Origin of the sequence: Staphylococcus schweitzeri, assembly GCF_002902405.1 — a bacterium.
GTDB classification, from domain to species: domain Bacteria; phylum Bacillota; class Bacilli; order Staphylococcales; family Staphylococcaceae; genus Staphylococcus; species Staphylococcus schweitzeri.
This window is the reverse complement of the sequence record NZ_PPQS01000007.1, coordinates 1-21,072: the sequence shown is the minus strand read 5'-3', so window position 1 is coordinate 21,072 and position 21,072 is coordinate 1. Positions and strand designations below refer to the sequence as shown.

Genomic DNA, 21,072 nt, shown 5'->3' with positions numbered 1-21,072 from the left:
ATTTTGAATTATTTTTCTAATTCTGCAATTGTTTCATTTAAATCTTTAAATGAATATGTTGGTGGTACATTTTTATTTTGTACATCTTCTAAAGAAGACACACCTGTTTGTACATGAATCGTATCCATGCCAACATTAATACCTGACATAATATCTGTGTCATATAAATCTCCAACCATAGCTACTTCTGATTTATCTAATTCAAGAATCTCTAAAGCTTTAATCATAATAATTGGTTCCGGCTTTCCAATAAACTGCGGTTGAATTCCAGTTGATACACTTACAACGCTAGTTATCGCCCCATTACCAGGTAATAGACCTCGTTCTTTTGGAATTGATACATCAGGATTTGTAGATATAAATGTTGCTCCATTTCTTACTCCTAATGTTGCAATTGCTAACTTTTCATATGTTACTTTTTCATCAAGACCAATGACTACATAATCAACATGTTCATCATCTTTGATTTCAAGCCCTGCCTCTGTTAAAGCAGTATTCAATCCACTTCCACCTAACATGTAAACTGATGCACCTGGTGATTGTTCCGAAATATATTCAGCAGTCGCCAGTGCTGACGTTACAACTTCTTCAGGTTTTGCGTCAATATTCATTTCACGCAATTTTTCAGTTACTTGTTCTGGAGTTTTCGTCGAATTATTAGTTACATATAGATGTGGAATACCTTTGTCATTTAAATAATCAATGAATTGTTTTGCACCATCAATTTCGTCTGTTCCCATATACATTGTTCCATCTAAATCGATTAAATAAGCTTTATATTGTTTCATTTTTAATTTTCTCCTTTGCCAAAAGCTGTTACTGGTACATTTTCTTGTTGCAAAAATGTAGTTACTTCTTTAATAAATTGTTTGTAATAAGGTAATGCATCATCAAACATTGGCATGATTGCCTTAATATCTAAGGCTGTGTAATTATATGTAAATTGTTTACGGATATCGATTGTTTTATTAATCGCCTGTTGTGTTTCTTTAGTAATAACATTTTCTAATTCTAAAATATCAATCACATCTTTATAATTACCGGGATCTCTTAAAATGAACGCATCAATAATCATGTTACCAATATCAACTGATGATTCAATTAACATTTGAGCAATGCGTTCAAATGCATATTGATTGTTTTTACTCTCATGATAATCATCAGTTAATGCTTGTAAATAGGTTAATTTCTGAGTTAGTTTATCTTTGTCTACAAAATACATTCCTTGTCACCTCTTATCTCTATATTATCATAACTTTGCAGTATACTTCATTTGTCGTTATACTAACTTTACTACTTTTAAAAGGAGCCGCTACAAAATGATAGATATGTATTTATATGATGATAATGAAGAAAGTCAAGTTCAATTTGTTGGTTTTGTCGGCGAACATAGTCGATATGATTTAATGCTAGTTCATACGAATAGACATTACGGCAAAACACTTGTACTCAATATGCAGACAAATAAATTCGGAATCATTGGTACTGATGATTTGAATGAAGAAGGATATATCGCACATATTTTAGGTGTAAGTCATGATGAAAGCGAAGAAATCACTGAGTATTTAAACGAGGTTATACATTAGAAATTAAAAACCCCTAACTAGATTAAAAGAACATGTCATCTTGGATTGCTCCATATGTTCAATCTAGTTAAGGGTTTTATTAATGTTCAGTATCTTGAATGGTGGGTTTAATCTTCACATCTTGAAGTTTGTTATCGTCATCTATCACATCAGAAGGATGAACTTCTTCGATTAACTTTTTAACTTCTTGTTTAGATAAATGTCTCAATACAAAATAAGGACAACCAAAATTACAATATTCAAATATATAATCTTGAATATTTGAAAAACGTTTACTCATCTCTGCCTTTTTATTAGAATCTTTATAAAAACCTTTTAATCGTAATTGATCGTAACCATAGTCACCAACTATGTAATCATATTTATCTAAGATATCTGAATATCTAGCGATAAACTGTTCTTCATTAAAACATTCGCGATAATTTTCTATTAATTCAAAGTAATGTTGATCTACTTTTATCAAATTCTTCACCTATCTATGACAATGAAAGGCTCAGTTTATACTTTTAGTGTTTCATAAAAATAACAATTACTTCTATGACACGTTCAATTTGTACAAACTAAGCCTTTATGTCTTGTTAATGGTTAAATATTAACTATTTAACTGTGCCTCACCTTGGCGTTGCTTTTCTTTAGCCGCTTCATTTACTTGTTCATCTGCATGATATGAACTACGTACTAAAGGACCAGCTTGGCAATGTTTAAATCCTTTATCCATTGCCACTTTTCTTAATTTACCAAACTCTAAAGGCGTATAATATTTTTGAACTTTTAAATGCTTACGTGATGGTTGTAAATATTGTCCAATTGTTAAAATATCAACATCATTCGCACGTAAATCATCCATCGTTTCATAAATTTCTTCTATAGTTTCACCTAAGCCAACCATAATGCTTGATTTCGTTGGGATATCTGGTTGTAATTCTTTTGAGCGACGTAAAAACTCTAATGTTCTATCGTAAGTCGCACGTGCACGCACTCTTGGTGTTAATCGACGAACAGTTTCAATATTATGGTTTAAAATGTCGGGTCTAGATGCCATTAAAGTTTCTAATGCATCGTAGTCTCCACCCATATCTGACGGTAAAATTTCAATCGTAGTAAATGGATTTCTTTCTCTAACTTTACGTACTGTCTCAGCATAAACATTAGAACCAGCATCTCTTAAGTCATCACGTGCAACAGCAGTAATAACGACATGTTTCAAGTTCATTAATTCAACTGATTCAGCTACACGTTCAGGCTCGTTTAAATCAAGTTCATTAGGTAAACCTGTCTTAACCGCACAAAAACGACAAGCTCTTGTACATACGGCACCTAAAATCATAAATGTCGCAGTACGACGCGCACCCCAACATTCATGTATATTAGGACATTTAGCTTCTTCACATACAGTGTTAAGATTCTTTTCCCTCATCATCTTCTTAAGTCCTGTATAGTTTTCGTTGGTATTTAATTTTATCTTTAACCAATCCGGTTTACGTAATATTTCCTCGTTTTTTGTCGCCATAACAACACATACCCTCCTGTTAAGTGTATCTTTAAACATTATATCGAAATTCATGACAAATGAAAATCCAATAATCTTACTTTTTAATATTCCAATAATTTTTCCTTAAAAATGTCTCTTAAAAACTCTGGCATTAAATATTCTTTAGGTAATTCTTTTAATGAAGGGAAATAACGGCCGAACGTGTACATATCGATTGTACCTAAAACATAAAGTTGGTCATCTTCTATTTCTTGTCCATTCATATAATACTTTCCTGTAGAGTTAATGTACCCTAAATTATAAAGTATATAACCACCAAATATATTGCCTCTAAATCCTAAACCTTGAGCATGTTCATACATATATTCTTGTTTATTACTTTTCTCAATAATTTCTTTTAATTTTAAACCTGAAAGTCTAACTCTCACCATATTAATCGGATGCGGTAACATTTGATGAATATCGTAGTCTGTCACTAAATCTTTTTCAATATCTTTAACAAGTAAACCAGCATTGATAATTGCACATTGAGCATGCGTATACTCGCAAACACTTTGTGCTAGTAAATATGCTGCCTCAGTTATATGGTTCAAACCTCGCTTTAATACAACTGGATGTTCAATGACAGGTGTCGACATTAAAGCTTTTCCATCTTCATCAAATGTTGTTGTTACTTGAGGTAAAGTCTCTAAAGGAATGATTGTTGCAGATTTGCTAACAACTTTGTTTTCTTCAATAGTTAAATTAACTTCTCCAATATAATTCCCATATTTTCCAGCAGCAGCCATAAGTACCCCGTTATTCATCTCTCCATGTTCGAAATAATGATGCGTATGGCTGCCAAATATCACATCAATCTCAGGCATTTTTTGACATAAAGACTCATCAAAGAAAATCCCACAATGACTTAAAATGATTAACACATCGTATTTGCCACGTTGATGTTCAACTTCTTCCTTTATTGCTTCTAAAGGATCGGTAACAATCCAATTTAGCGCGCGATAAAATGGGGTAAACGGTGCTGTTGCTGCTACGAATAAAATTTTTGTGCCTTCTATATCTTTAATATAAGAAGAAACAATATTATTAGGTAAATGACCTGATTCATCAATCACATTACTACATGTCACTTTAAAGTGAGCTTCATCGTATAAATGATTCAATGCTTCATGAGAAATAGTCATCCCTTCATTGTTACCAATAGTTGCCACATCACAATGTGCTTCATTTAATAATGCCACATTCCTTTTTCCTAAAGTAGCTTCAGTTATAGGTGCAGATAAATCTACATGATCGCCTAAATCAACATATAAAGAAGGATGGTTAAGTTGTGGCCTGTGTTCTGCCATATATGCTTTAATACGCTCGTATTCATGCAGATGACTATGAATATCGTTAGTATGATAAATTGTTAACTGCATGTTGATGTCCTCCTTTTAAAAAAGATGTTATATTAATGCGCGAATAATTAAATATATACCTAGTAATAGCATCACTGTTCTCAATAAAGTTACGACTGTATCCGACTTTATTGATTGATTTACTTTTACACCAATTTTTGCACCAAAGTAGCTTGAAATAATTAAAACAATTGCATATCCCCAAGCAACATGACCTTGTGCAATGTGTCCGATAGAACTCATAACACTTGAAAAGAAAATCATCATCATACTTGTTCCAACAGCAACATGAGGTGGGAATCTAAATACAATAAGCATTAGTGGCGTCATAAGTGCGCCACCTCCAATACCAAATAAGCCTGTCAAAATACCAATAAAAAACGTTGTAATAAAAGCAAACAATGGTGGCACACTATAATGATATGTTTTACCTTTAGCATCTACATAAGTTTTTTCATACTTTGGTTTATCAAAAATTTTAAACGGTTTTATCTTATTTCTTATCATTAATAAAATGGCAACAAATATTAAAAAGATACCAAAGTATAAATTAAATGATTCAAACGTTAAATATCTACTAATAAATGAACCAAGTAATGAACCAGGTAATAATCCAAATAAAAATATCGAACCATTTTTTATATCTACTTGTTTCGTTTTCAAATAACCAAGTGATGAAGAAAGTCCTGTAACAATTAGAATGACTGATGATGTCCCAATAGCTACTTGCGTTGTGATACCATGAAGCAATCCATGTTCAACGCCTAAATAAACCATCGTTGGAACGATAATAATACCGCCACCGATGCCAACAATTGATCCAATAATCGCTGATAAACCACCGATTAAAACTAATAATGTAATAGTCAATAACATAGTCGTCGCCTCTTAAAATAATTTTAATTGTTGTGGTGCTAATCCTTCATAATCTATATTCAATAATTGCTGGTACGTTTTAGCATTATTCGCTGCATGTCCACCAGAATTGTTGTTAAATATGACATAAACTTTCTTAGCTTTCTGTTCCAAAATTTGTGCCTTTTGTGCTAAGTCTGTTAATTCTTGCTCATTATAATCATATAAATAGCGTACATCTCGCCATTCTTGGTCAGACATATCTTTTTTTGTCCAACCATATCGGTTTCGTCCGTGATAACGAACAAATGCAATTTCATTGGTAATTCGATTGACCAACGGAACACTACCATCTTTTACTTGCGGTTCATCAACTACTGCGTGTATAATTTCATGTTCAGTTAAAAATGCCAATGTTTGTTCTCTAAATGCATCACTAAACCAAGATTGATGTCTAAATTCAATACACATTGGAAATGATTGTAATTGTTGTCTTACGTACAAAATATATTTTATATTTTGTGCATTGCAATCAAACCAAGGCGGAAATTGAACCAATACCATCGCTAATTTATGATGTATTTGTAATGGTTTTAACATTTTCTTGAATTGCTCAAATAATTCTTGCCTCGTTTCTGCAAATAATTTGTAGTCAGCATGCAAAGTGAGCGCTTGATGAATTTTCACAACAAATTCAAATGTATCAGGTGTCTCTTTTATCCATTTCAATATATTTCTTTCTGGTTGTATCGCATAATATGTAGCATCTAATTCTACAACCGGAAAATGTCCAGCATATGTTTTAAGTTTATCGGTTTGGCGTTCTAAATATTCATATAATGAATAATGATCACCCCAACCTGTCAATCCGATGTTTATCATTTGTATCACCATTGTCATCATACCATATAAGTTTTAATATAATCATTTCATCGAACTTCAGCTTGATTATTATGTTTCTTTTGCTATTTTCAGCGAACCTCAGCATTATTCATATGTTTCTTTTGATTTGTAAAATGAAATCGCAATACACGAAATCGACAAGCGCTAAAATTGTATGTTGGGCGCTTGTATTTTTGTGAATTGCGATCGTTTATTTGTATTGTATAATTTGATTTATTTGATTAATTAAGTTTGACATGATGGTGTTGGCAGGGTGTGTAGTTGCTAGTCGTGGACTTTGGCCACTCCACATATGTGTTAACTCTTTGTCGCCAATGTTTGCTGCGGCTTTTCTTATGCTACTTGTTAGTTCATTTTGTATTGGGTAGTCAGGGATGTCTCCTTCGAATTGAGACATTTCTTCAATAAATCTATTATTGATGCCACGTGCAAGTTTTCCACTGAATACTTTGGTTACAACGGTATCCGTTTCTTTACTATTTATTATTGCATCTCGTAAAAGTTTGGATGCTTTACTATCTTGTGATGTTAAAAATGCTGTTCCCATTTGGACACCTTGAGCACCTAAAATAATACTCGCAAGAATTCCTCTGCCATCCATAATACCACCAGCGGCAATGACCGGTATAGTCACAGCGTCTACAATTTGAGGTACAAGTGATATCGTTCCAATCATAGGCACTTGATTTTGAGTTTTTAAAAACGAACCTCGATGTCCACCCGCTTCACTACCTTGCGCAACGATAGCATCCATACCTGCTTTTTCATTCGCGATAGCTTCATCAACACATGTTGCTGTCCCGACAAGTCTAATATTCGCTTCTTTCAATCTATTTATAATATTTTCACTAGGAATCCCAAAAGTAAAACAGCAAACAGGTACTTGTTTTTCAATTATCGTATCTATATGACATTTAAATTGCTGTTCTTCCGTAATTTTTACAACTGGTTCTTCTAAATGCAATGCACGTCTATAAGGTTTTAACCATGCATTCATATTTTCAATTTGCGAACTTGAATATGACTGATGACTTGGCACAAAAATATTCACACCAAAAACATTTTTAGTTAATTCTCTTACTCGATCTATTTCTTCTTCTAGCTGTTTCGTATTAAAATAACCTGCACCTATTGTTCCTAATCCACCATTATTACTTACAGATGCTACTAGTTGTGGTGTGGTGTTTCCCGCCATACCTGCTTGTATAATTGGATATTTAATATTTAACATTTTAGTAAGTTGGTTCGTATTCCACATCGTTGTTCGCTCCTTAAATTGAAAAGTTACGTTTTTTCCGCTGTTGATATTGAATTTGTTGTTGAGAAAGTTTTTCTTTTTCTTTTTTATCCATTTCATCCTCAATTTCCATACCTAACAATTCTTCAATTAAATCCTCATGTGACACAATCGCTTCAGTTCCACCAAATTCGTCTAATACAATAGCTAAATGTTTTCTTGAAATTGTCATTTTACGTAATACCCATTCCGCTTTGTTATGTTCATTTACAAATAACGGTTTTGCTGAATAGTCTGTAATTTCATGTTGTTTATTATTACTCCAAGCCAATAAATATTTAGAATGAAACACGCCAATGACATTATCTATATCACCTTCATACACCGGGTATCTTGTGTATGGTTTATTCATTACCGTTTCATAAACTTCTTCATATGTCACACTAGATGCAAATGCAGTCACATTAACTCTTGGTGTTGTGTCAACATCTTTTACTTTTAAATTTTCAAAATTAATAACACCTTTTAACCTATTTGTCTCAATTTCATTTAAAGCACCCTCGTGCCCTGCGATTGCTAACATCGTTTTAAACTCTTCTTTAGAAAATTGATGTTCTTGTGGTTGTCCTTTTGATAAACGTCGATTAATGCTGTCTGTTAATTTATTTAAAAGTAGCGTAATTGGACGAAATACAAACACACAAATATTGATGATTGGATATACAAGTCTCGTTATTTTATCTGGAAATGTTGCTGCTACAGACTTTGGAATCACTTCAGAAATCAAAATGATAACAACAGTTAAGACAGCTGATGCAATACCAACACTGATACCCCAGCGTAATGCCATAATTGTTACAAGTGTTGGTAACAATATATTTGCAACATTATTCCCTATTAAAATTGTTGTAATGAACTCACTTGGTTTCTCAAGTAACCTTACAATTCCTTTCGCTTTTTTGTCACCTTTGTCAGCTTCTGTTCTAAATTTAGTTTTATTTGCAGCTGTTAATGCAGTCTCACTTCCTGAAAAGAAAAACGAAATAAATATCAATATAATTATGGCAATGATCACGCGTGTCGTCTCCTTATTGTCATATCTTATTTTTGTTGTTGTTACTTAATTCCCGAGGTTCAAATATAATAAACCATATAAAATTCATTATATATAATAATCTTAATAATGATGATTAATATGCATTTTTAGTCGCAACTCCTTTAATCCATTCGTTGGTATAATAGTGAGATAATTCGACTTAATTGATTATGAATGAACTTACATAATGCAACATTTTGATAAATCCAGTTCATGACATAGTTATAATGATTTAAAACCATTATAATGATAACAACAAGTTTCTAATAAATTTATTCTAATTATCTTTTAAATAACTTTAGACAAGTACTTGTTTATATTCAAATATAGAAAGAAGGATTAACATGTATTTTGTTTTAGCAATATTTACAATAATCAGTGCAAGTGTAAGTTTAGGTTATTCTATTCAAGCATGTGCATCTAGCCATAATATAAATGCTTATTATGCACTTAGTCGAAGCTTACCTTTATTTTTATTAGCTGTTTTTTCTTTAATCATTCATAGTGCTGTATTTTTGATAACTATATCCATTGCAATGATTTTAGTTCAATTTTTAGATGCTATTGTTGGTTATAAAAGTAAAGATGTCTTTAAAACCTACGGCCCATTAGCAACATCAGTAGCGAATTTAATATTATTAATAGTTTTCTTATTTTAACTCACTTATACACCGAAACTTAATCGAACTATTATCGAATTATTTTTAAAGAAGATTAGATATAGTTTTCTATTAATTAAAAAAAGACCTGCACTTTAATTCCAGAATCAAGTTTCATTACAAGTTGTATTTGTATTGTCGCTTTATCCATCATCAATGGTTAATTTTCAACGTCAATTAAAAAATCTATCTAATAAATAACTACAAAGTGAAATGCTCCCTTCAAAGTAGACAATGAAAAAATGAAAACTTTGAAGGGAGCTTTATTTATAAAACCAAAAAAGCCACAATAATGTGGCTTTTTGTTATATTCAGTATCAAAATGGTGTGAATCATCATTATTCGAAATAAATAATGACTCAACTACTGCATTCAAATCTATCCGATTGATCCTTCCATTTCGAACTTGATTAAACGGTTCATTTCAACCGCGTATTCCATTGGAAGTTCTTTTGTGAATGGTTCGATGAATCCCATAACAATCATTTCTGTCGCTTCTTCTTCAGAAATACCACGACTCATTAGATAGAATAATTGTTCTTCAGAAACTTTTGAAACCTTCGCTTCATGTTCTAATGATATTTGATCGTTGAATACTTCATTATATGGAATTGTATCTGATGTTGACTCATTATCTAAAATTAAAGTATCACACTCAATATTTGAACGAGCGCCTTTTGCTTTTCGTCCAAAATGTACAATACCACGGTAAATAACTTTACCACCATTTTTAGAGATAGATTTAGATACAATTGTAGAAGATGTATTAGGTGCTTTATGAATCATTTTTGCACCTGCATCTTGAACTTGCCCTTTACCAGCGAATGCAATTGATAATGTACTACCTTTCGCACCTTCACCTAATAGAACACAGTTTGGATATTTCATCGTTAACTTAGAACCTAAGTTACCATCTACCCATTCCATATTTCCATTTTCATAAACAAAAGTACGTTTTGTAACTAAATTATATACATTGTTCGCCCAGTTTTGAATAGTTGTGTAACGAACATGTGCATCCTTGTGCACGATAATTTCAACAACAGCTGAGTGTAATGAACTTGTTGTATACACTGGTGCAGTACAACCTTCTACATAATGCACAGAAGCACCTTCATCAGCAATGATTAGTGTACGTTCAAATTGTCCCATATTTTCAGAATTTATACGGAAATATGCTTGTAATGGCGTATCTAACTTAACGTTTTTAGGTACGTAAATGAATGAACCACCTGACCATACTGCTGAGTTCAACGCTGCGAATTTATTATCTGCTGCAGGAATAACTGACGCAAAGTATTTTTTAAATAATTCTTCATTTTCTTGTAAAGCACTATCTGTATCTTTGAAAATGATACCTTTTTCTTCAAGTTCTTTTTCCATGTTATGGTAAACAACTTCTGATTCATATTGTGCAGAAACACCAGCTAAATATTTTTGTTCAGCCTCAGGAATTCCTAATTTATCAAAAGTTCGTTTAATTTCTTCTGGCACTTCATCCCATGAACGCTCAGCTTGTTCTGACGGTTTAACATAGTACGTAATGTCATCGAAATTCAATTCTGATAAGTCGCCACCCCATTGAGGCATTGGCATTTTATAAAATAATTTTAATGATTTAAGTCGGAAATCTAACATCCATTCCGGCTCATTTTTCATGTTAGAAATTTCTCTAACAATATTCTCAGTTAAACCACGTTCTGATCTGAAAATGGAAACATCATCGTCGTGGAATCCATATTTATAATCCCCAACATCAGGTGCTTTTTTAGCCATTTCAATCACTCCTTAAAAATATATTTACAACGGCGTGCGTATGTTTTTAATTCATGATGTAAATCATATTATAACAATGACATGCTACCTTATAAAAGCGTCTATACTTAATTTATGTCTTATGTCATTCTAACTTATGATTAACAGCATATTTATTATTCTTCAGTTGTACCTTCTGCTTTACCTTCTTTAGCAACAGTACCTTTTTCCAATGCTTTCCAAGCTAATGTGGCACATTTAATACGAGCTGGGAATTGAGATACACCTTGTAATGCTTCAATATCTCCCATTTCTTCTGTAATCACATAGTCTTCACCAAGCATCATTTTCGTAAATTCTTGGCTCATTTGCATTGCTTCTCCAAGTGAATGACCTTTAACAGCTTGTGTCATCATCGATGCACTTGCCATTGAAATCGAACAACCTTCACCATCGAATTTAGCATCTTTAATAATGCCGTCTTCTATATCAAATGTTAGTCGAATACGGTCACCGCATGTCGGGTTATTCATATCTACTGTCATAGACCCGTTATCTAATACACCTTTATTTCTAGGATTTTTATAATGATCCATAATGACAGATCTATATAATTGATCTAGATTATTAAAATTCATAAGAGAAAAACTCCTTTGTTTGTTTCAAGGCATTTATTAACTGATCAATGTCTTCTTTCGTGTTGTATATATAAAAACTCGCTCTTGCTGTTGAAGACACGTTCAACCATTTCATTAATGGTTGCGCACAATGATGCCCAGCCCGAACTGCGACACCTTCTGTATCAACAGCTGTAGCTAAATCATGTGGATGAACATCTTGTAAATTAAATGTTATCACACCTGCGCGACGCTCTTTTGGCGGACCATAGATTTCAATTCCGTCAATCGCCGACATTTGTTCATATGCATATGTTGTTAATTCTTGTTCATATTGATGAATGGCATCAAAACCTAAGCGTTCTAGGTAGCGAATGGCTTCTGCAAGTCCAATTGCTTGTGCAATTAAAGGTGTACCTGCCTCAAATTTTGTTGGTAAATCTGCCCATGTCGCATCATATTTACTTACAAAATCAATCATGTCTCCACCAAACTCAATTGGCTCCATTTTTTGTAGTAACTCCCGTTTTCCAAATAATACACCAATACCAGTTGGACCTAGCATTTTGTGACCACTAAAGCTATAAAAATCAGCATCTATATCTTGCATATCAAGTTTCATATGTGGTGCTGCTTGTGCTCCATCAACGCTTATGATTGCACCATGTTGATGCGCTATTTCTGCAATAGCTTTAACATCATTAATTGTACCTAGTACATTAGAAATGTGTGCAATAGCAACAATCTTTGTTTTATCATTAATCGTTTGCTTAATATCTTCGATGTTTAATTCACCGTCAGCTGTCATTGGTATAAATTTCAATGTCGCATTTTTACGCTTTGCTAACTGTTGCCAAGGAACAATATTCGCATGATGCTCCATTTCAGTGACAACAATTTCATCGCCCTCTTCAACATTTGCATCACCATAACTATGTGCTACAAGGTTAATCGACGCAGTTGTTCCGCGTGTGAAAATGATTTCTTCAAAATACTTCGCATTAATAAAACGACGAACGGTTTCACGGGCATTTTCATAACCATCAGTTGCTAACGAACCTAAAGTGTGCACACCACGATGGACGTTAGAATTGTAGCGTTTATAGTAATCATCTAGAACATTTAACACTTGTACAGGTGTTTGACTTGTCGCTGTTGAATCAAGATATGCTAAACGTTTGCCATTGACTTTTTGATCTAAAATCGGAAAATCTTTGATTACTTCATTAACGTCAAATGAGTGTTCGGCCACTTCATTCACGACCTTTCTTAAATAAAAATCCTAATCATTTAAATTTGTATTAGTCTTATACCAATATCGACAGTCTATATCTATTACTAACATATATTTTCAAAATATTATTTAGATACTTTACGTTCAATTACTTCTCTTAATTGACGTTTAACATCTTCGATAGGTAATTCACGTACTACTGGATCTAAGAACCCATGAATAACAAGACGTTCAGCTTCTCTTTGAGAAATACCACGACTCATTAAGTAATACAGTTGATCCGGATCAACACGACCTACTGAAGCCGCGTGTCCTGCTTGAACATCATCTTCATCAATTAATAAAATTGGATTTGCATCTCCTCGTGCATGTTCTGATAACATTAATACACGTGATTCTTGGTTAGCAATTGATTTTGTACCACCATGTTTGATATACCCAATACCATTAAACACAGACGATGCATGTTCTTTCATTACGCCATGTTTAAGGATATAACCATCTGTTTCTTTACCATATTGAACAATTTTAGATGTTAAATTGATTTTTTGTTCGCCTGTACCTACTACGACTGATTTAAGTGAACTTGTTGAACGATCACCAAATAAATTAGTAGTATTATCAATAATTTGGCTACCTTCATTCATTAAACCTAATGCCCAGTTAATTGAAGCATCCGCTTCCGTGATACCACGACGAATGATATGACCTGTAAAGCCTTTGTCCATGTAATCTACTGAACCATAAGTGATATTTGAATTAGCACCAGCAATGACTTCAGAAATAATATTTAATTGATTACCTTCACCAGATGCATTAGATAAATAGTTCTCAACATATGTCACTTCAGCGCTTTCTTCAGTTACAATGATGACATGATTGTAAAAGCTTGCGTTTTCATCATCATGTAAAACAACGTATTGTACCGGATGTTCTACAACTACATTTTTAGGAACATATACAAATACGCCACCATTAACTAGTGCAGTATGTAGCGCTGTAATTCGATGTTCATCTACAGTTACTGCATCCTTCATAAAATATTTTTGTACTAAATCCTTATGATTTACAAGTGCATCTGCTAAACCTTCAATAATAACACCATTTTTTGAAGCATTATTATCAATTTGTGTAAATGCAATCGTATTGTTATGTTGAATCACTAAATTTTTAGATTGATCTACATCAATAATTTCTCTTACTGAATCAGGTAATTGTGATAAAGATTGATAAACATCACCTTTAACATCATGTTGTTTAAAAGTATCAAAATCCCATTTTCTTAATTTTGTTTTATCAGGTTTTGGCATTTCTAAAGTTTCTGTTAATTTCAAAGCTTTTTTACGTAATTCTGTCATCCAAGAAGGTTCATTGTGGGCTTTAGAATAATCAACAAGTTGTTCTTCAGAAATGTTCAAAATATCAGTTGTCATAACTTTTTCCTCCTACTTGATGAAATTTACTATTTCGTATAAATGTCCATTTTCATCATATATAGATGAACATCTCATGGATATTGTATTAATAAGATTATTCAGCTGAACCGAACTCTTCTTTAACCCATTCATATCCTTCTTCTTCAAGACGTTTCGCTAATTCTGGGCCACCAGATTTAACGACTTTACCAGCATACATTACATGTACTTTATCAGGAGTAATGTAATTTAATAATCGTTGATAGTGTGTGATCATTAATGCACCAAAGTTTTCCCCACGCATTTGGTTAATACCTTTAGATACAACTTTTAATGCATCGATGTCTAACCCTGAATCGATTTCATCTAAGATTGCAAATTTAGGTTCTAACATCATTAATTGTAAGATTTCGTTACGTTTCTTCTCTCCACCTGAGAAACCTTCATTTAAATAACGTTGTGCCATGTCTTTATCTATGTCTAGAAAATCCATATTTTTATCTAGTTTCTTAATAAATTGCATTAAGTTGATTTCTTGTCCTTCTTCACGTTTCGCATTGATTGCTGAACGCATGAAATCAGCATTTGTAACACCTGTAATTTCTGATGGATATTGCATTGCTAAGAACAACCCTGCTTTTGCTCTTTCATCAACTTCTAATTCTAAAATATTAACACCGTCTAAAAGTACTTCTCCTTTAGTTACTTCATAGCTTGGGTGTCCCATAATTGCAGATGATAAAGTTGATTTACCTGTCCCGTTTGGTCCCATAATCGCATGTATTTCATCAGTGTTAATTGTCAAGTTAACACCTTTTAAGATTTCTTTATCCTCAATAGACACATGTAGGTCTTTGATTTCTAATGTTGATGCCATTTTATATTCCCTCCGTAAAATATAAAGTTTTCTTAACTAGTTTATAATAATTTTAATTTGTAGTCAAAAAGACTTTGTAATAATGCGTTCAGTTAATTATAACTTACTTATACCTTAATATAAATAACTTAAACCCTTTTTATTATTTTTAGTAACTCTAAAGTACTTCTCTAATTGACTCAGTTTAGAAGTATAAATGATAATCAGTACACATAATTTCTCAATGGATTTTATGTTTTTAAAATATGTTATCATTTCACTAAAACATTTATGATATGGTATGATGCTATTTATGTTTTATTCCAATCGATAGAAAGGAGTTATTCATGCAACAGTTTAAATGGATTAATATTTTAAAAGGTTTTGCTATGGGCACGAGTGATTTAGTACCTGGCGTTAGTGGTGGTACAATCGCTTTATTGCTAGGTATATACAACCAATTTATCGCTTCCATAAGTGGTATATTTTCACGACGTTTTTGGTCAAGTTTCACATTTTTACTTCCTATTATAATTGGTATGTTATTAGCAATAGGATCTCTAAGTAATCTTTTCAATTACTTATTGAGCCAACATCACATACCCACAATGTTTTTCTTTGGTGGCTTAATTATAGGAATTGTCCCTTATTTATTGAAAATATCTAACTATAAGTCATCATTTTCAGTCAAACATTATATACTGATTATAACTGGTATTATCATTTTAATTATCATTACTTTATTGAATAGTGGTGATAAGCACGCTGGTGAAACACTGACGCTTTCAACTGGTCTTATTTTTAAATATTTTATTGCAGGTATGTGTGCATCCAGCGCAATGTTGCTTCCAGGTATTTCAGGTTCATTTATGTTATTGGTATTTGGTGTTTATGGTACGGTCATGCTAGCTATTTCTGAAGTAGTTAAACTTAACTTTGCCGGTATTCCTATATTGCTTGCAGTCGGTTTTGGTGTGCTTGCTGGTTTCATTTTTTCCAGCAAAATCATTCAATATTTCCTGTTGAACCATAAATTAATGACCTTTGCGTTAATAATTGGCTTCGTTATTGGATCTCTTTTTGCAGTATTTCCAGGCTTACCAACTAATATCACGATGTGGTTCGTTTCACTTATAGTATTTTTCATCGGCTTAATCGTTAGTTTGACTTTAGGTCGTATTACCGTCGAAAATGAATAACCATTCGCGAACAGTTCTTTGATTCACATTTTCTCGTTAATTATTTTCAATGTAAGATTAAGTTTTCGTTGCTTACCATTGAAGTTAGTTAACGAGTTTTTTAATTTAGACTCTTTCTTTCCTTAAAATTAATATTAACTAAGTCATAGATGACATAATTTTCACACACACAACAAAACCACCTAGCCGGTATTTATACCGATTAAGTGGCATGAATAGTGTATTAGGATTTAAAAGTTAAATTACTCGCCTTTGTTACCTTTTACTTTGTCTATAAATTCAGTTGCTTTTTCTTTCGCGTTTTCAACGAATTCTTTAGCTTTACCAGAAGCTTTATCTTCTTTACCTTCGTTTTCTAAATCTTTATTATCAGTAACATTTCCTACTGTTTCTTTAACATTACCTTTTGCTTGTTCAAATTTACTTTCGTCTGCCATAATAAATGCCTCCTTAAAATAAATATTGTAATTTAAATTTACCCTATTCAATAATGTCTAAACATTTAACTCAAATAATTTTATAAAAATATTTAGCTTCATTATATATAGGATGAAAAAAATTCAGAGTTAAGTACGTTAAATTGACGTTTGCTACTTTACATGTTAGTAAATAGCATACCTTATATTGAATATCATTTAATTTTCACGGAGATTTATAGCTCAAAAAAAAGCCCAGCAACTTGACGTTACTGAGCTTATAATAGATTATTTAGCAGGAATGACTGCGCCATTGTATTTTTCATTAATGAAGTTTTGAATATCTTTAGATTGCAATACTTCGATTAATGCTTTAATTTTCTTATCGTCTTGATGACCTTCTTTAACAGCAATTAAATTAGCATATGGATTGTCTTTCGCACTTTCAACAGCAATCGAATCTTTTTTAGGATTTAGTTTTTGTTCGATTGCAAAGTTTGAGTTAATGATTACCGCATCAGCATCTTCGTTTTGATAAACTTTAGGTAAGAATTCTGCTGATTGTTTATTGTTGAATTTGATATCTTTTTTATTTTCAGTAATATCACTGAATTTCGCGTCTTCAATTTTTACGCCTTTTTTAATTTTAATTAGTCCTGCGTCAACAAAGAATTTCAAGAAACGTCCTTCTTCAGCTGGATTGTTTGAAACATATACAGTGGCACCCTTTGGTAATTCTTTTAAGCTTTTATATTTTTTAGAATATACAGCCATTGGTTCTAAATGAACGTCCCCAGCACTTACTATTTTGTAACCTTTATCTTTTTTCTCAGTATTTAAATAAGGTGTATGCTGGAAAAAGTTTGCATCGATTTCGCCTTTATCTAACAATTTATTAGGTGTAGTGTAATCGTTGATTGTTTCAATTTCAAGATCATAACCTTTTTTCTTTAATAATGGTTTTGCCTTTTCTAAAATTTCAGAATGAGGTGCTGGTGAAGCACCAACTGTAATTTTCTTATCATCGCTACCACCTTTATTTCCATTACCACAAGCCGTTAATACAACTGCAAATGTTAACACTAATAAAAATCCAAATAATCTTTTCATAATATAAAACCCCCAATTTATCGTTTATCAAGTTTATTTGTAAGCCAATCTCCAAAAAATTGGATTATAAATACAATAATTAAAATAAAAACTGTTGATACTAAAATGACATCATTTTGATTTCGAGTGAAACCAGTTAAGTATGCCAAATTACCTAAGCCGCCTGCGCCAATTACACCTGCAACTGCTGTTGAACCAACTAAAGCAATTGCTGTAACTGTAATACCGGAAACTAATGCCGGCATAGCTTCGGGTAAAAGAACTTTACGAATGACTGTCCAAGTGTTTGCTCCCATTGACCAAGCCGCTTCAATAACCCCTTTATCAATTTCTTTAAAAGCAATTTCAACGAGCCTAGCATAAAATGGTGCCGCGCCTATAATTAAAGCTGGTAATGCACCTGTTGGACCACTAATTGTTCCTAGTACCAAACTAGTAAAAGGAATTAATAAAAGTATTAAAATAATGAACGGTATAGCTCTAAATAGGTTTACGATAAAAGATACAATTGCATAAAAACTTCTTGCACCTTTAGACTTACCTTTTGCAGATAAGAACAACAGAACACCTAAGATGAGACCTAAAATAAAAGCAAATATAGTTGAAACGACAGTCATATATAGTGTCTCGACTATTGCGGTCCATACATCTGGCCACTGCACATTAGGCATTGTTATCATTTCATTAATAATATCGCTAAATGATTTACCCATGTCTTAACACCTCCACTTTAACTTGTCGCTCAATTAACTCTTTTTCGAATTTTCCAAAATCTTCGTTTGTAATAAACGGAATTTGTAGAATTAAAAAGCCAACTGTTCCATCTTTTGTATTTTTTATATTAGCTTCTAAAATATTGATTTTGATATTAAATTTACTAGACAAGCTTGAAACGATTGGTTCCGTAGTTGTTGAACCTGCAAAATTTAATCTAACAATGTAAGCGTCTTTATCTAAAGGTTCTAAATCTGTTAGAGATGCTTCAAAATCATCGTTTAAATCCTCTCTCACAAACCTCTTTGTTACTGCATGTTGAGGATTTTCAAATACATGAGTAACAGGCCCATTTTCAATCACTTTACCATTTTCCATCACAGCTACTTCATCACAAATACGACGAATCACGTGCATTTCATGTGTAATTAAGACAATTGTCAAGTTTTGTTGTTCTCTAATTTTTAATAAAAGATCTAAAATTTCATCTGTCGTTTGTGGATCAAGTGCGCTTGTTGCTTCATCACAAAGTAAAACTGTCGGATCGTTAGCTAATGCGCGTGCAATACCTACACGTTGTTTTTGTCCACCAGATAACTCAGATGGATACGCTTTTTCTTTTCCTTTTAAACCAACCAACTCAATAAGTTCTAATGCTTTTCGTTTCGCTTTTCTTCTACGCACACCAGCAATTTCAAGCGGAAACATAATATTTTTAAGTACTGTTCTTGACCAAAGTAAATTAAAATGTTGGAAGATCATACTCACTTTTTGTCTTTTTTTCCTGAGTCCATTTTTAGATAATTGGCCAATGTGATCTCCGTCAATAATGACTTCACCCGATGTAGGCGATTCCAAATGGTTAAACATACGAATCAAAGTACTTTTTCCTGCTCCAGAAAAGCCTATGACGCCAAATATCGATCCCGATTTAATCGATAAATTAACGTGATCTACGGCAAGTACTTGTTTATTTTTAGTCCGATATTCTTTGACGACTTCTTTTAACTCAATCACGTTTATTCCTCCCTGTGTTGCTAAATAAAAATAAAAAATGCTTTCTCAAAATCGATAGAAAATTGAGAAAGCAATAGAAGTATTGTTTCTCTCATCTTCAAAAGTCATAACTTTATGTGAATTGGCACCATTTCTAAATAAGACGGTTGCCGGGCTTCGTAGGGCACATCCCTCCACCACTCTCGATAAGAGTTTACGCATCATTTAATTTGTATTAATCCTAACACCTTAGTAAAAATTCGTCAATAACTATTTTAAATTTTCTAACAAATCAGTCACCGATTGAAAAGCATAAATTCTTTTTACTTCTTTACCCTTATTCATTAATAATAAAATTGGCACTGACATAATTTGCATATCTTCACAAAATTGAGGATGAAAATTTAAATCGATTTTAATTAGTGGTAACTTCAATATCTCATTAGCAATATCTAACATTCTTTCTGAAACCTTACAAGTACCACATGTTGGTGTATAGCCAAAGATTAAATGTTTTTCTTGTTCATAATGAGTCGTCACATCTGTGATGTCAATTGAATTATTCATTCGCTAAAACTAACCTTTCAGTATTTAAATTTGGCAAAAGAGACGCATCTTTTTTGCAATCAAAACCATGCTTAGTGAGTACATTCGATAAATATTTTTTAGGACAATTTGCAACTTGGCAATAAGTTTTATCAATGAATATATGTTCACATTCACTTAAATAGCGTTTAAACCATTTCCTAATTCGTTCACCTTCGTCATCAGAATCTGCTAACACAAAAACTTGTTTCCCGTATAAAGATTCTATCATATCATCAATTTTATCTATACTCATCGTTCCATGTGTACAAATAATATTAACTGGTTCTGCAATGACTTGTTGAACTCTTTTTTTATCTGATTTTCCTTCAACAATTATTACCTTATTTACAATAGCCATAATCATCATCCTTTAAAAATCAATAAAAACCTGTCACTGTATCATTTCACATTATTAGTTTGAATAAAACATAAATCATAAAAAATTTAAGCAAGCTTAATGTAATGATTACAAAATTAATACTTTTTAGATATCATTGTTAATTCAATAAAGTGAGTAGGATAGAAATGATAAAGAACCACTAATAATTTATTATGTTGTGTTTCTTACACATTAGACACAGCTAATGTGTACTTAAAAATCTGTAGAATTCATTTTCGAAATTCTCTATATTTGGGGCCTATCCCCCAACTTGTACATTAATCGAAGCTGATTTACCGTCAGATGTTGGGGGGCCTTATCCCGGGCAGTGTTGACTAGAATTGAAAAAAGCTTGTTACAAGCGCATATTCTTTCAATCAACTGTTGCTAATGTAACATTGTAGTGCCTAGGATATTGATTTATATCCCAGACAGACTTGAGATAAAAACAAGTGATATCGATTATATAATGTTATGTCGCTTCACATCGAAAACTATTTTCACACAAATAAAATCAAAACCACCCGTGTGAACGGGTGGTTTGTTCTACGGCTATAAGCCTTCC

At 32.4% G+C, this 21,072-nt stretch carries 23 protein-coding genes and 1 riboswitch; of the genes, 3 read left to right on the top strand and 20 right to left on the bottom strand.

The genetic code is table 11. The annotated features are described in order from the left end of the window. Positions 1–8: 8 nt before the first annotated feature. Entirely contained in the window at positions 9–788 is a 780-nt protein-coding gene (locus CD116_RS01505) for a TIGR01457 family HAD-type hydrolase (RefSeq protein WP_047551774.1), read from the bottom strand. Positions 789–790: 2 nt separating this feature from the next. Beyond that, a complete protein-coding gene (locus CD116_RS01500) occupies positions 791–1,222 on the bottom strand; it encodes a DUF86 domain-containing protein (RefSeq protein WP_047551771.1) in 432 nt (143 codons plus the stop codon). 97 nt (positions 1,223–1,319) lie between these two features. Between CD116_RS01500 and CD116_RS01495 the strand changes: the two genes are divergently transcribed. Continuing rightward, positions 1,320–1,586, top strand: coding sequence for a DUF3055 domain-containing protein (locus CD116_RS01495; RefSeq protein WP_047531158.1), 267 nt, complete (start codon positions 1,320–1,322; stop codon positions 1,584–1,586). A gap of 79 nt (positions 1,587–1,665) precedes the next feature. On the opposite strand, the gene CD116_RS01490 is transcribed toward CD116_RS01495, so the two are convergent. From CD116_RS01490 to CD116_RS01460, 7 genes are all read right to left on the bottom strand, one after another. Then, complete coding sequence (locus tag CD116_RS01490; protein WP_000598444.1) at positions 1,666–2,049, bottom strand: YutD family protein; 384 nt, start codon at positions 2,047–2,049, stop codon at positions 1,666–1,668. Between the two features lie 129 nt (positions 2,050–2,178). Beyond that, on the bottom strand, positions 2,179–3,096 hold the full coding sequence (gene lipA / locus CD116_RS01485; RefSeq protein WP_000201875.1) for a lipoyl synthase: 918 nt from the start codon (positions 3,094–3,096) through the stop codon (positions 2,179–2,181). Between the two features lie 83 nt (positions 3,097–3,179). After that, positions 3,180–4,499 (bottom strand): bifunctional metallophosphatase/5'-nucleotidase, encoded by a 1,320-nt coding sequence (locus tag CD116_RS01480; RefSeq protein WP_047551768.1) that lies wholly within the window; start codon positions 4,497–4,499, stop codon positions 3,180–3,182. 27 nt (positions 4,500–4,526) lie between these two features. Beyond that, a complete protein-coding gene (locus tag CD116_RS01475) occupies positions 4,527–5,354 on the bottom strand; it encodes a sulfite exporter TauE/SafE family protein (RefSeq protein WP_047424565.1) in 828 nt (275 codons plus the stop codon). 12 nt (positions 5,355–5,366) lie between these two features. Then, entirely contained in the window at positions 5,367–6,215 is an 849-nt protein-coding gene (locus CD116_RS01470) for a DUF72 domain-containing protein (RefSeq protein WP_047551765.1), read from the bottom strand. A 211-nt stretch (positions 6,216–6,426) separates the two neighbouring features. After that, complete coding sequence (locus CD116_RS01465) at positions 6,427–7,494, bottom strand: NAD(P)H-dependent flavin oxidoreductase (protein ID WP_047531163.1); 1,068 nt, start codon at positions 7,492–7,494, stop codon at positions 6,427–6,429. Between the two features lie 13 nt (positions 7,495–7,507). Continuing rightward, entirely contained in the window at positions 7,508–8,548 is a 1,041-nt protein-coding gene (locus tag CD116_RS01460) for a hemolysin family protein (protein WP_047551762.1), read from the bottom strand. A gap of 365 nt (positions 8,549–8,913) precedes the next feature. Here CD116_RS01460 and CD116_RS01455 point away from each other — a divergent pair, with 365 nt between their 5' ends. Continuing rightward, positions 8,914–9,228: a hypothetical protein gene (locus tag CD116_RS01455; protein ID WP_047531165.1), complete on the top strand. Its 315-nt coding sequence runs from the start codon at positions 8,914–8,916 to the stop codon at positions 9,226–9,228. A gap of 378 nt (positions 9,229–9,606) precedes the next feature. Here CD116_RS01455 and sufB read toward each other — a convergent pair whose 3' ends face one another. The 5 genes from sufB to sufC all read right to left on the bottom strand — a co-directional run bounded on the left by sufB (position 9,607) and on the right by sufC (position 15,126). Continuing rightward, complete coding sequence (sufB, locus tag CD116_RS01450) at positions 9,607–11,004, bottom strand: Fe-S cluster assembly protein SufB (protein WP_001074400.1); 1,398 nt, start codon at positions 11,002–11,004, stop codon at positions 9,607–9,609. A 155-nt stretch (positions 11,005–11,159) separates the two neighbouring features. After that, entirely contained in the window at positions 11,160–11,621 is a 462-nt protein-coding gene (sufU, locus tag CD116_RS01445) for a Fe-S cluster assembly sulfur transfer protein SufU (protein ID WP_047424553.1), read from the bottom strand. Then, positions 11,611–12,861 carry a cysteine desulfurase gene (locus CD116_RS01440; RefSeq protein WP_078101808.1) on the bottom strand — a complete coding sequence of 417 codons (1,251 nt, stop codon included), beginning with the start codon at positions 12,859–12,861 and terminating at the stop codon, positions 11,611–11,613. The genes sufU and CD116_RS01440 overlap by 11 nt, the downstream gene beginning before the upstream one ends. 98 nt (positions 12,862–12,959) lie before the next feature. Then, positions 12,960–14,267, bottom strand: coding sequence for a Fe-S cluster assembly protein SufD (sufD, locus tag CD116_RS01435; protein ID WP_047424549.1), 1,308 nt, complete (start codon positions 14,265–14,267; stop codon positions 12,960–12,962). 97 nt (positions 14,268–14,364) lie between these two features. Then, on the bottom strand, positions 14,365–15,126 hold the full coding sequence (sufC, locus tag CD116_RS01430) for a Fe-S cluster assembly ATPase SufC (protein WP_000168845.1): 762 nt from the start codon (positions 15,124–15,126) through the stop codon (positions 14,365–14,367). A 326-nt stretch (positions 15,127–15,452) separates the two neighbouring features. Between sufC and popT the strand changes: the two genes are divergently transcribed. After that, on the top strand, positions 15,453–16,304 hold the full coding sequence (gene popT, locus CD116_RS01425; RefSeq protein WP_047551756.1) for a polyprenyl-phosphate transporter PopT: 852 nt from the start codon (positions 15,453–15,455) through the stop codon (positions 16,302–16,304). 242 nt (positions 16,305–16,546) lie between these two features. On the opposite strand, the gene CD116_RS01420 is transcribed toward popT, so the two are convergent. From CD116_RS01420 to CD116_RS01395, 6 genes are all read right to left on the bottom strand, one after another. Continuing rightward, complete coding sequence (locus CD116_RS01420; protein WP_031788112.1) at positions 16,547–16,741, bottom strand: CsbD family protein; 195 nt, start codon at positions 16,739–16,741, stop codon at positions 16,547–16,549. 267 nt (positions 16,742–17,008) lie between these two features. Continuing rightward, positions 17,009–17,830: a MetQ/NlpA family ABC transporter substrate-binding protein gene (locus CD116_RS01415; protein ID WP_047427235.1), complete on the bottom strand. Its 822-nt coding sequence runs from the start codon at positions 17,828–17,830 to the stop codon at positions 17,009–17,011. A 17-nt stretch (positions 17,831–17,847) separates the two neighbouring features. Continuing rightward, positions 17,848–18,543 (bottom strand): methionine ABC transporter permease, encoded by a 696-nt coding sequence (locus CD116_RS01410; protein ID WP_047427231.1) that lies wholly within the window; start codon positions 18,541–18,543, stop codon positions 17,848–17,850. Next, positions 18,536–19,561, bottom strand: a complete 1,026-nt coding sequence (locus tag CD116_RS01405) for a methionine ABC transporter ATP-binding protein (protein WP_047551753.1) — start codon at positions 19,559–19,561, stop codon at positions 18,536–18,538. The genes CD116_RS01410 and CD116_RS01405 overlap by 8 nt, the downstream gene beginning before the upstream one ends. Before the next feature lie 88 nt (positions 19,562–19,649). Next, positions 19,650–19,753: riboswitch (SAM riboswitch) on the bottom strand. Between the two features lie 57 nt (positions 19,754–19,810). Continuing rightward, positions 19,811–20,107: a thioredoxin family protein gene (locus CD116_RS01400; protein WP_047427225.1), complete on the bottom strand. Its 297-nt coding sequence runs from the start codon at positions 20,105–20,107 to the stop codon at positions 19,811–19,813. After that, a complete protein-coding gene (locus tag CD116_RS01395) occupies positions 20,100–20,486 on the bottom strand; it encodes a toprim domain-containing protein (protein WP_047551750.1) in 387 nt (128 codons plus the stop codon). Before CD116_RS01395 ends, CD116_RS01400 begins: the two co-directional genes overlap by 8 nt. Between the last annotated feature and the right edge of the window lie 586 nt (positions 20,487–21,072).

Coding starts and splice junctions, on each gene's coding strand:
- CD116_RS01495 (WP_047531158.1), top strand. CDS start 1,320: ATGATAGATATGTATTTATATGATGATAATGAAGAAAGTCAAGTTCAA.
- lipA (WP_000201875.1), bottom strand. CDS start 3,096: ATGGCGACAAAAAACGAGGAAATATTACGTAAACCGGATTGGTTAAAG.
- sufD (WP_047424549.1), bottom strand. CDS start 14,267: ATGACAACTGATATTTTGAACATTTCTGAAGAACAACTTGTTGATTAT.
- sufC (WP_000168845.1), bottom strand. CDS start 15,126: ATGGCATCAACATTAGAAATCAAAGACCTACATGTGTCTATTGAGGAT.
- CD116_RS01470 (WP_047551765.1), bottom strand. CDS start 6,215: ATGATAAACATCGGATTGACAGGTTGGGGTGATCATTATTCATTATAT.
- CD116_RS01415 (WP_047427235.1), bottom strand. CDS start 17,830: ATGAAAAGATTATTTGGATTTTTATTAGTGTTAACATTTGCAGTTGTA.
- sufB (WP_001074400.1), bottom strand. CDS start 11,004: ATGGCTAAAAAAGCACCTGATGTTGGGGATTATAAATATGGATTCCAC.
- CD116_RS01500 (WP_047551771.1), bottom strand. CDS start 1,222: ATGTATTTTGTAGACAAAGATAAACTAACTCAGAAATTAACCTATTTA.
- CD116_RS01455 (WP_047531165.1), top strand. CDS start 8,914: ATGTATTTTGTTTTAGCAATATTTACAATAATCAGTGCAAGTGTAAGT.
- CD116_RS01475 (WP_047424565.1), bottom strand. CDS start 5,354: ATGTTATTGACTATTACATTATTAGTTTTAATCGGTGGTTTATCAGCG.
- sufU (WP_047424553.1), bottom strand. CDS start 11,621: ATGAATTTTAATAATCTAGATCAATTATATAGATCTGTCATTATGGAT.
- CD116_RS01420 (WP_031788112.1), bottom strand. CDS start 16,741: ATGGCAGACGAAAGTAAATTTGAACAAGCAAAAGGTAATGTTAAAGAA.
- CD116_RS01395 (WP_047551750.1), bottom strand. CDS start 20,486: ATGGCTATTGTAAATAAGGTAATAATTGTTGAAGGAAAATCAGATAAA.
- popT (WP_047551756.1), top strand. CDS start 15,453: ATGCAACAGTTTAAATGGATTAATATTTTAAAAGGTTTTGCTATGGGC.
- CD116_RS01505 (WP_047551774.1), bottom strand. CDS start 788: ATGAAACAATATAAAGCTTATTTAATCGATTTAGATGGAACAATGTAT.
- CD116_RS01465 (WP_047531163.1), bottom strand. CDS start 7,494: ATGTGGAATACGAACCAACTTACTAAAATGTTAAATATTAAATATCCA.
- CD116_RS01410 (WP_047427231.1), bottom strand. CDS start 18,543: ATGGGTAAATCATTTAGCGATATTATTAATGAAATGATAACAATGCCT.
- CD116_RS01400 (WP_047427225.1), bottom strand. CDS start 20,107: ATGAATAATTCAATTGACATCACAGATGTGACGACTCATTATGAACAA.
- CD116_RS01480 (WP_047551768.1), bottom strand. CDS start 4,499: ATGCAGTTAACAATTTATCATACTAACGATATTCATAGTCATCTGCAT.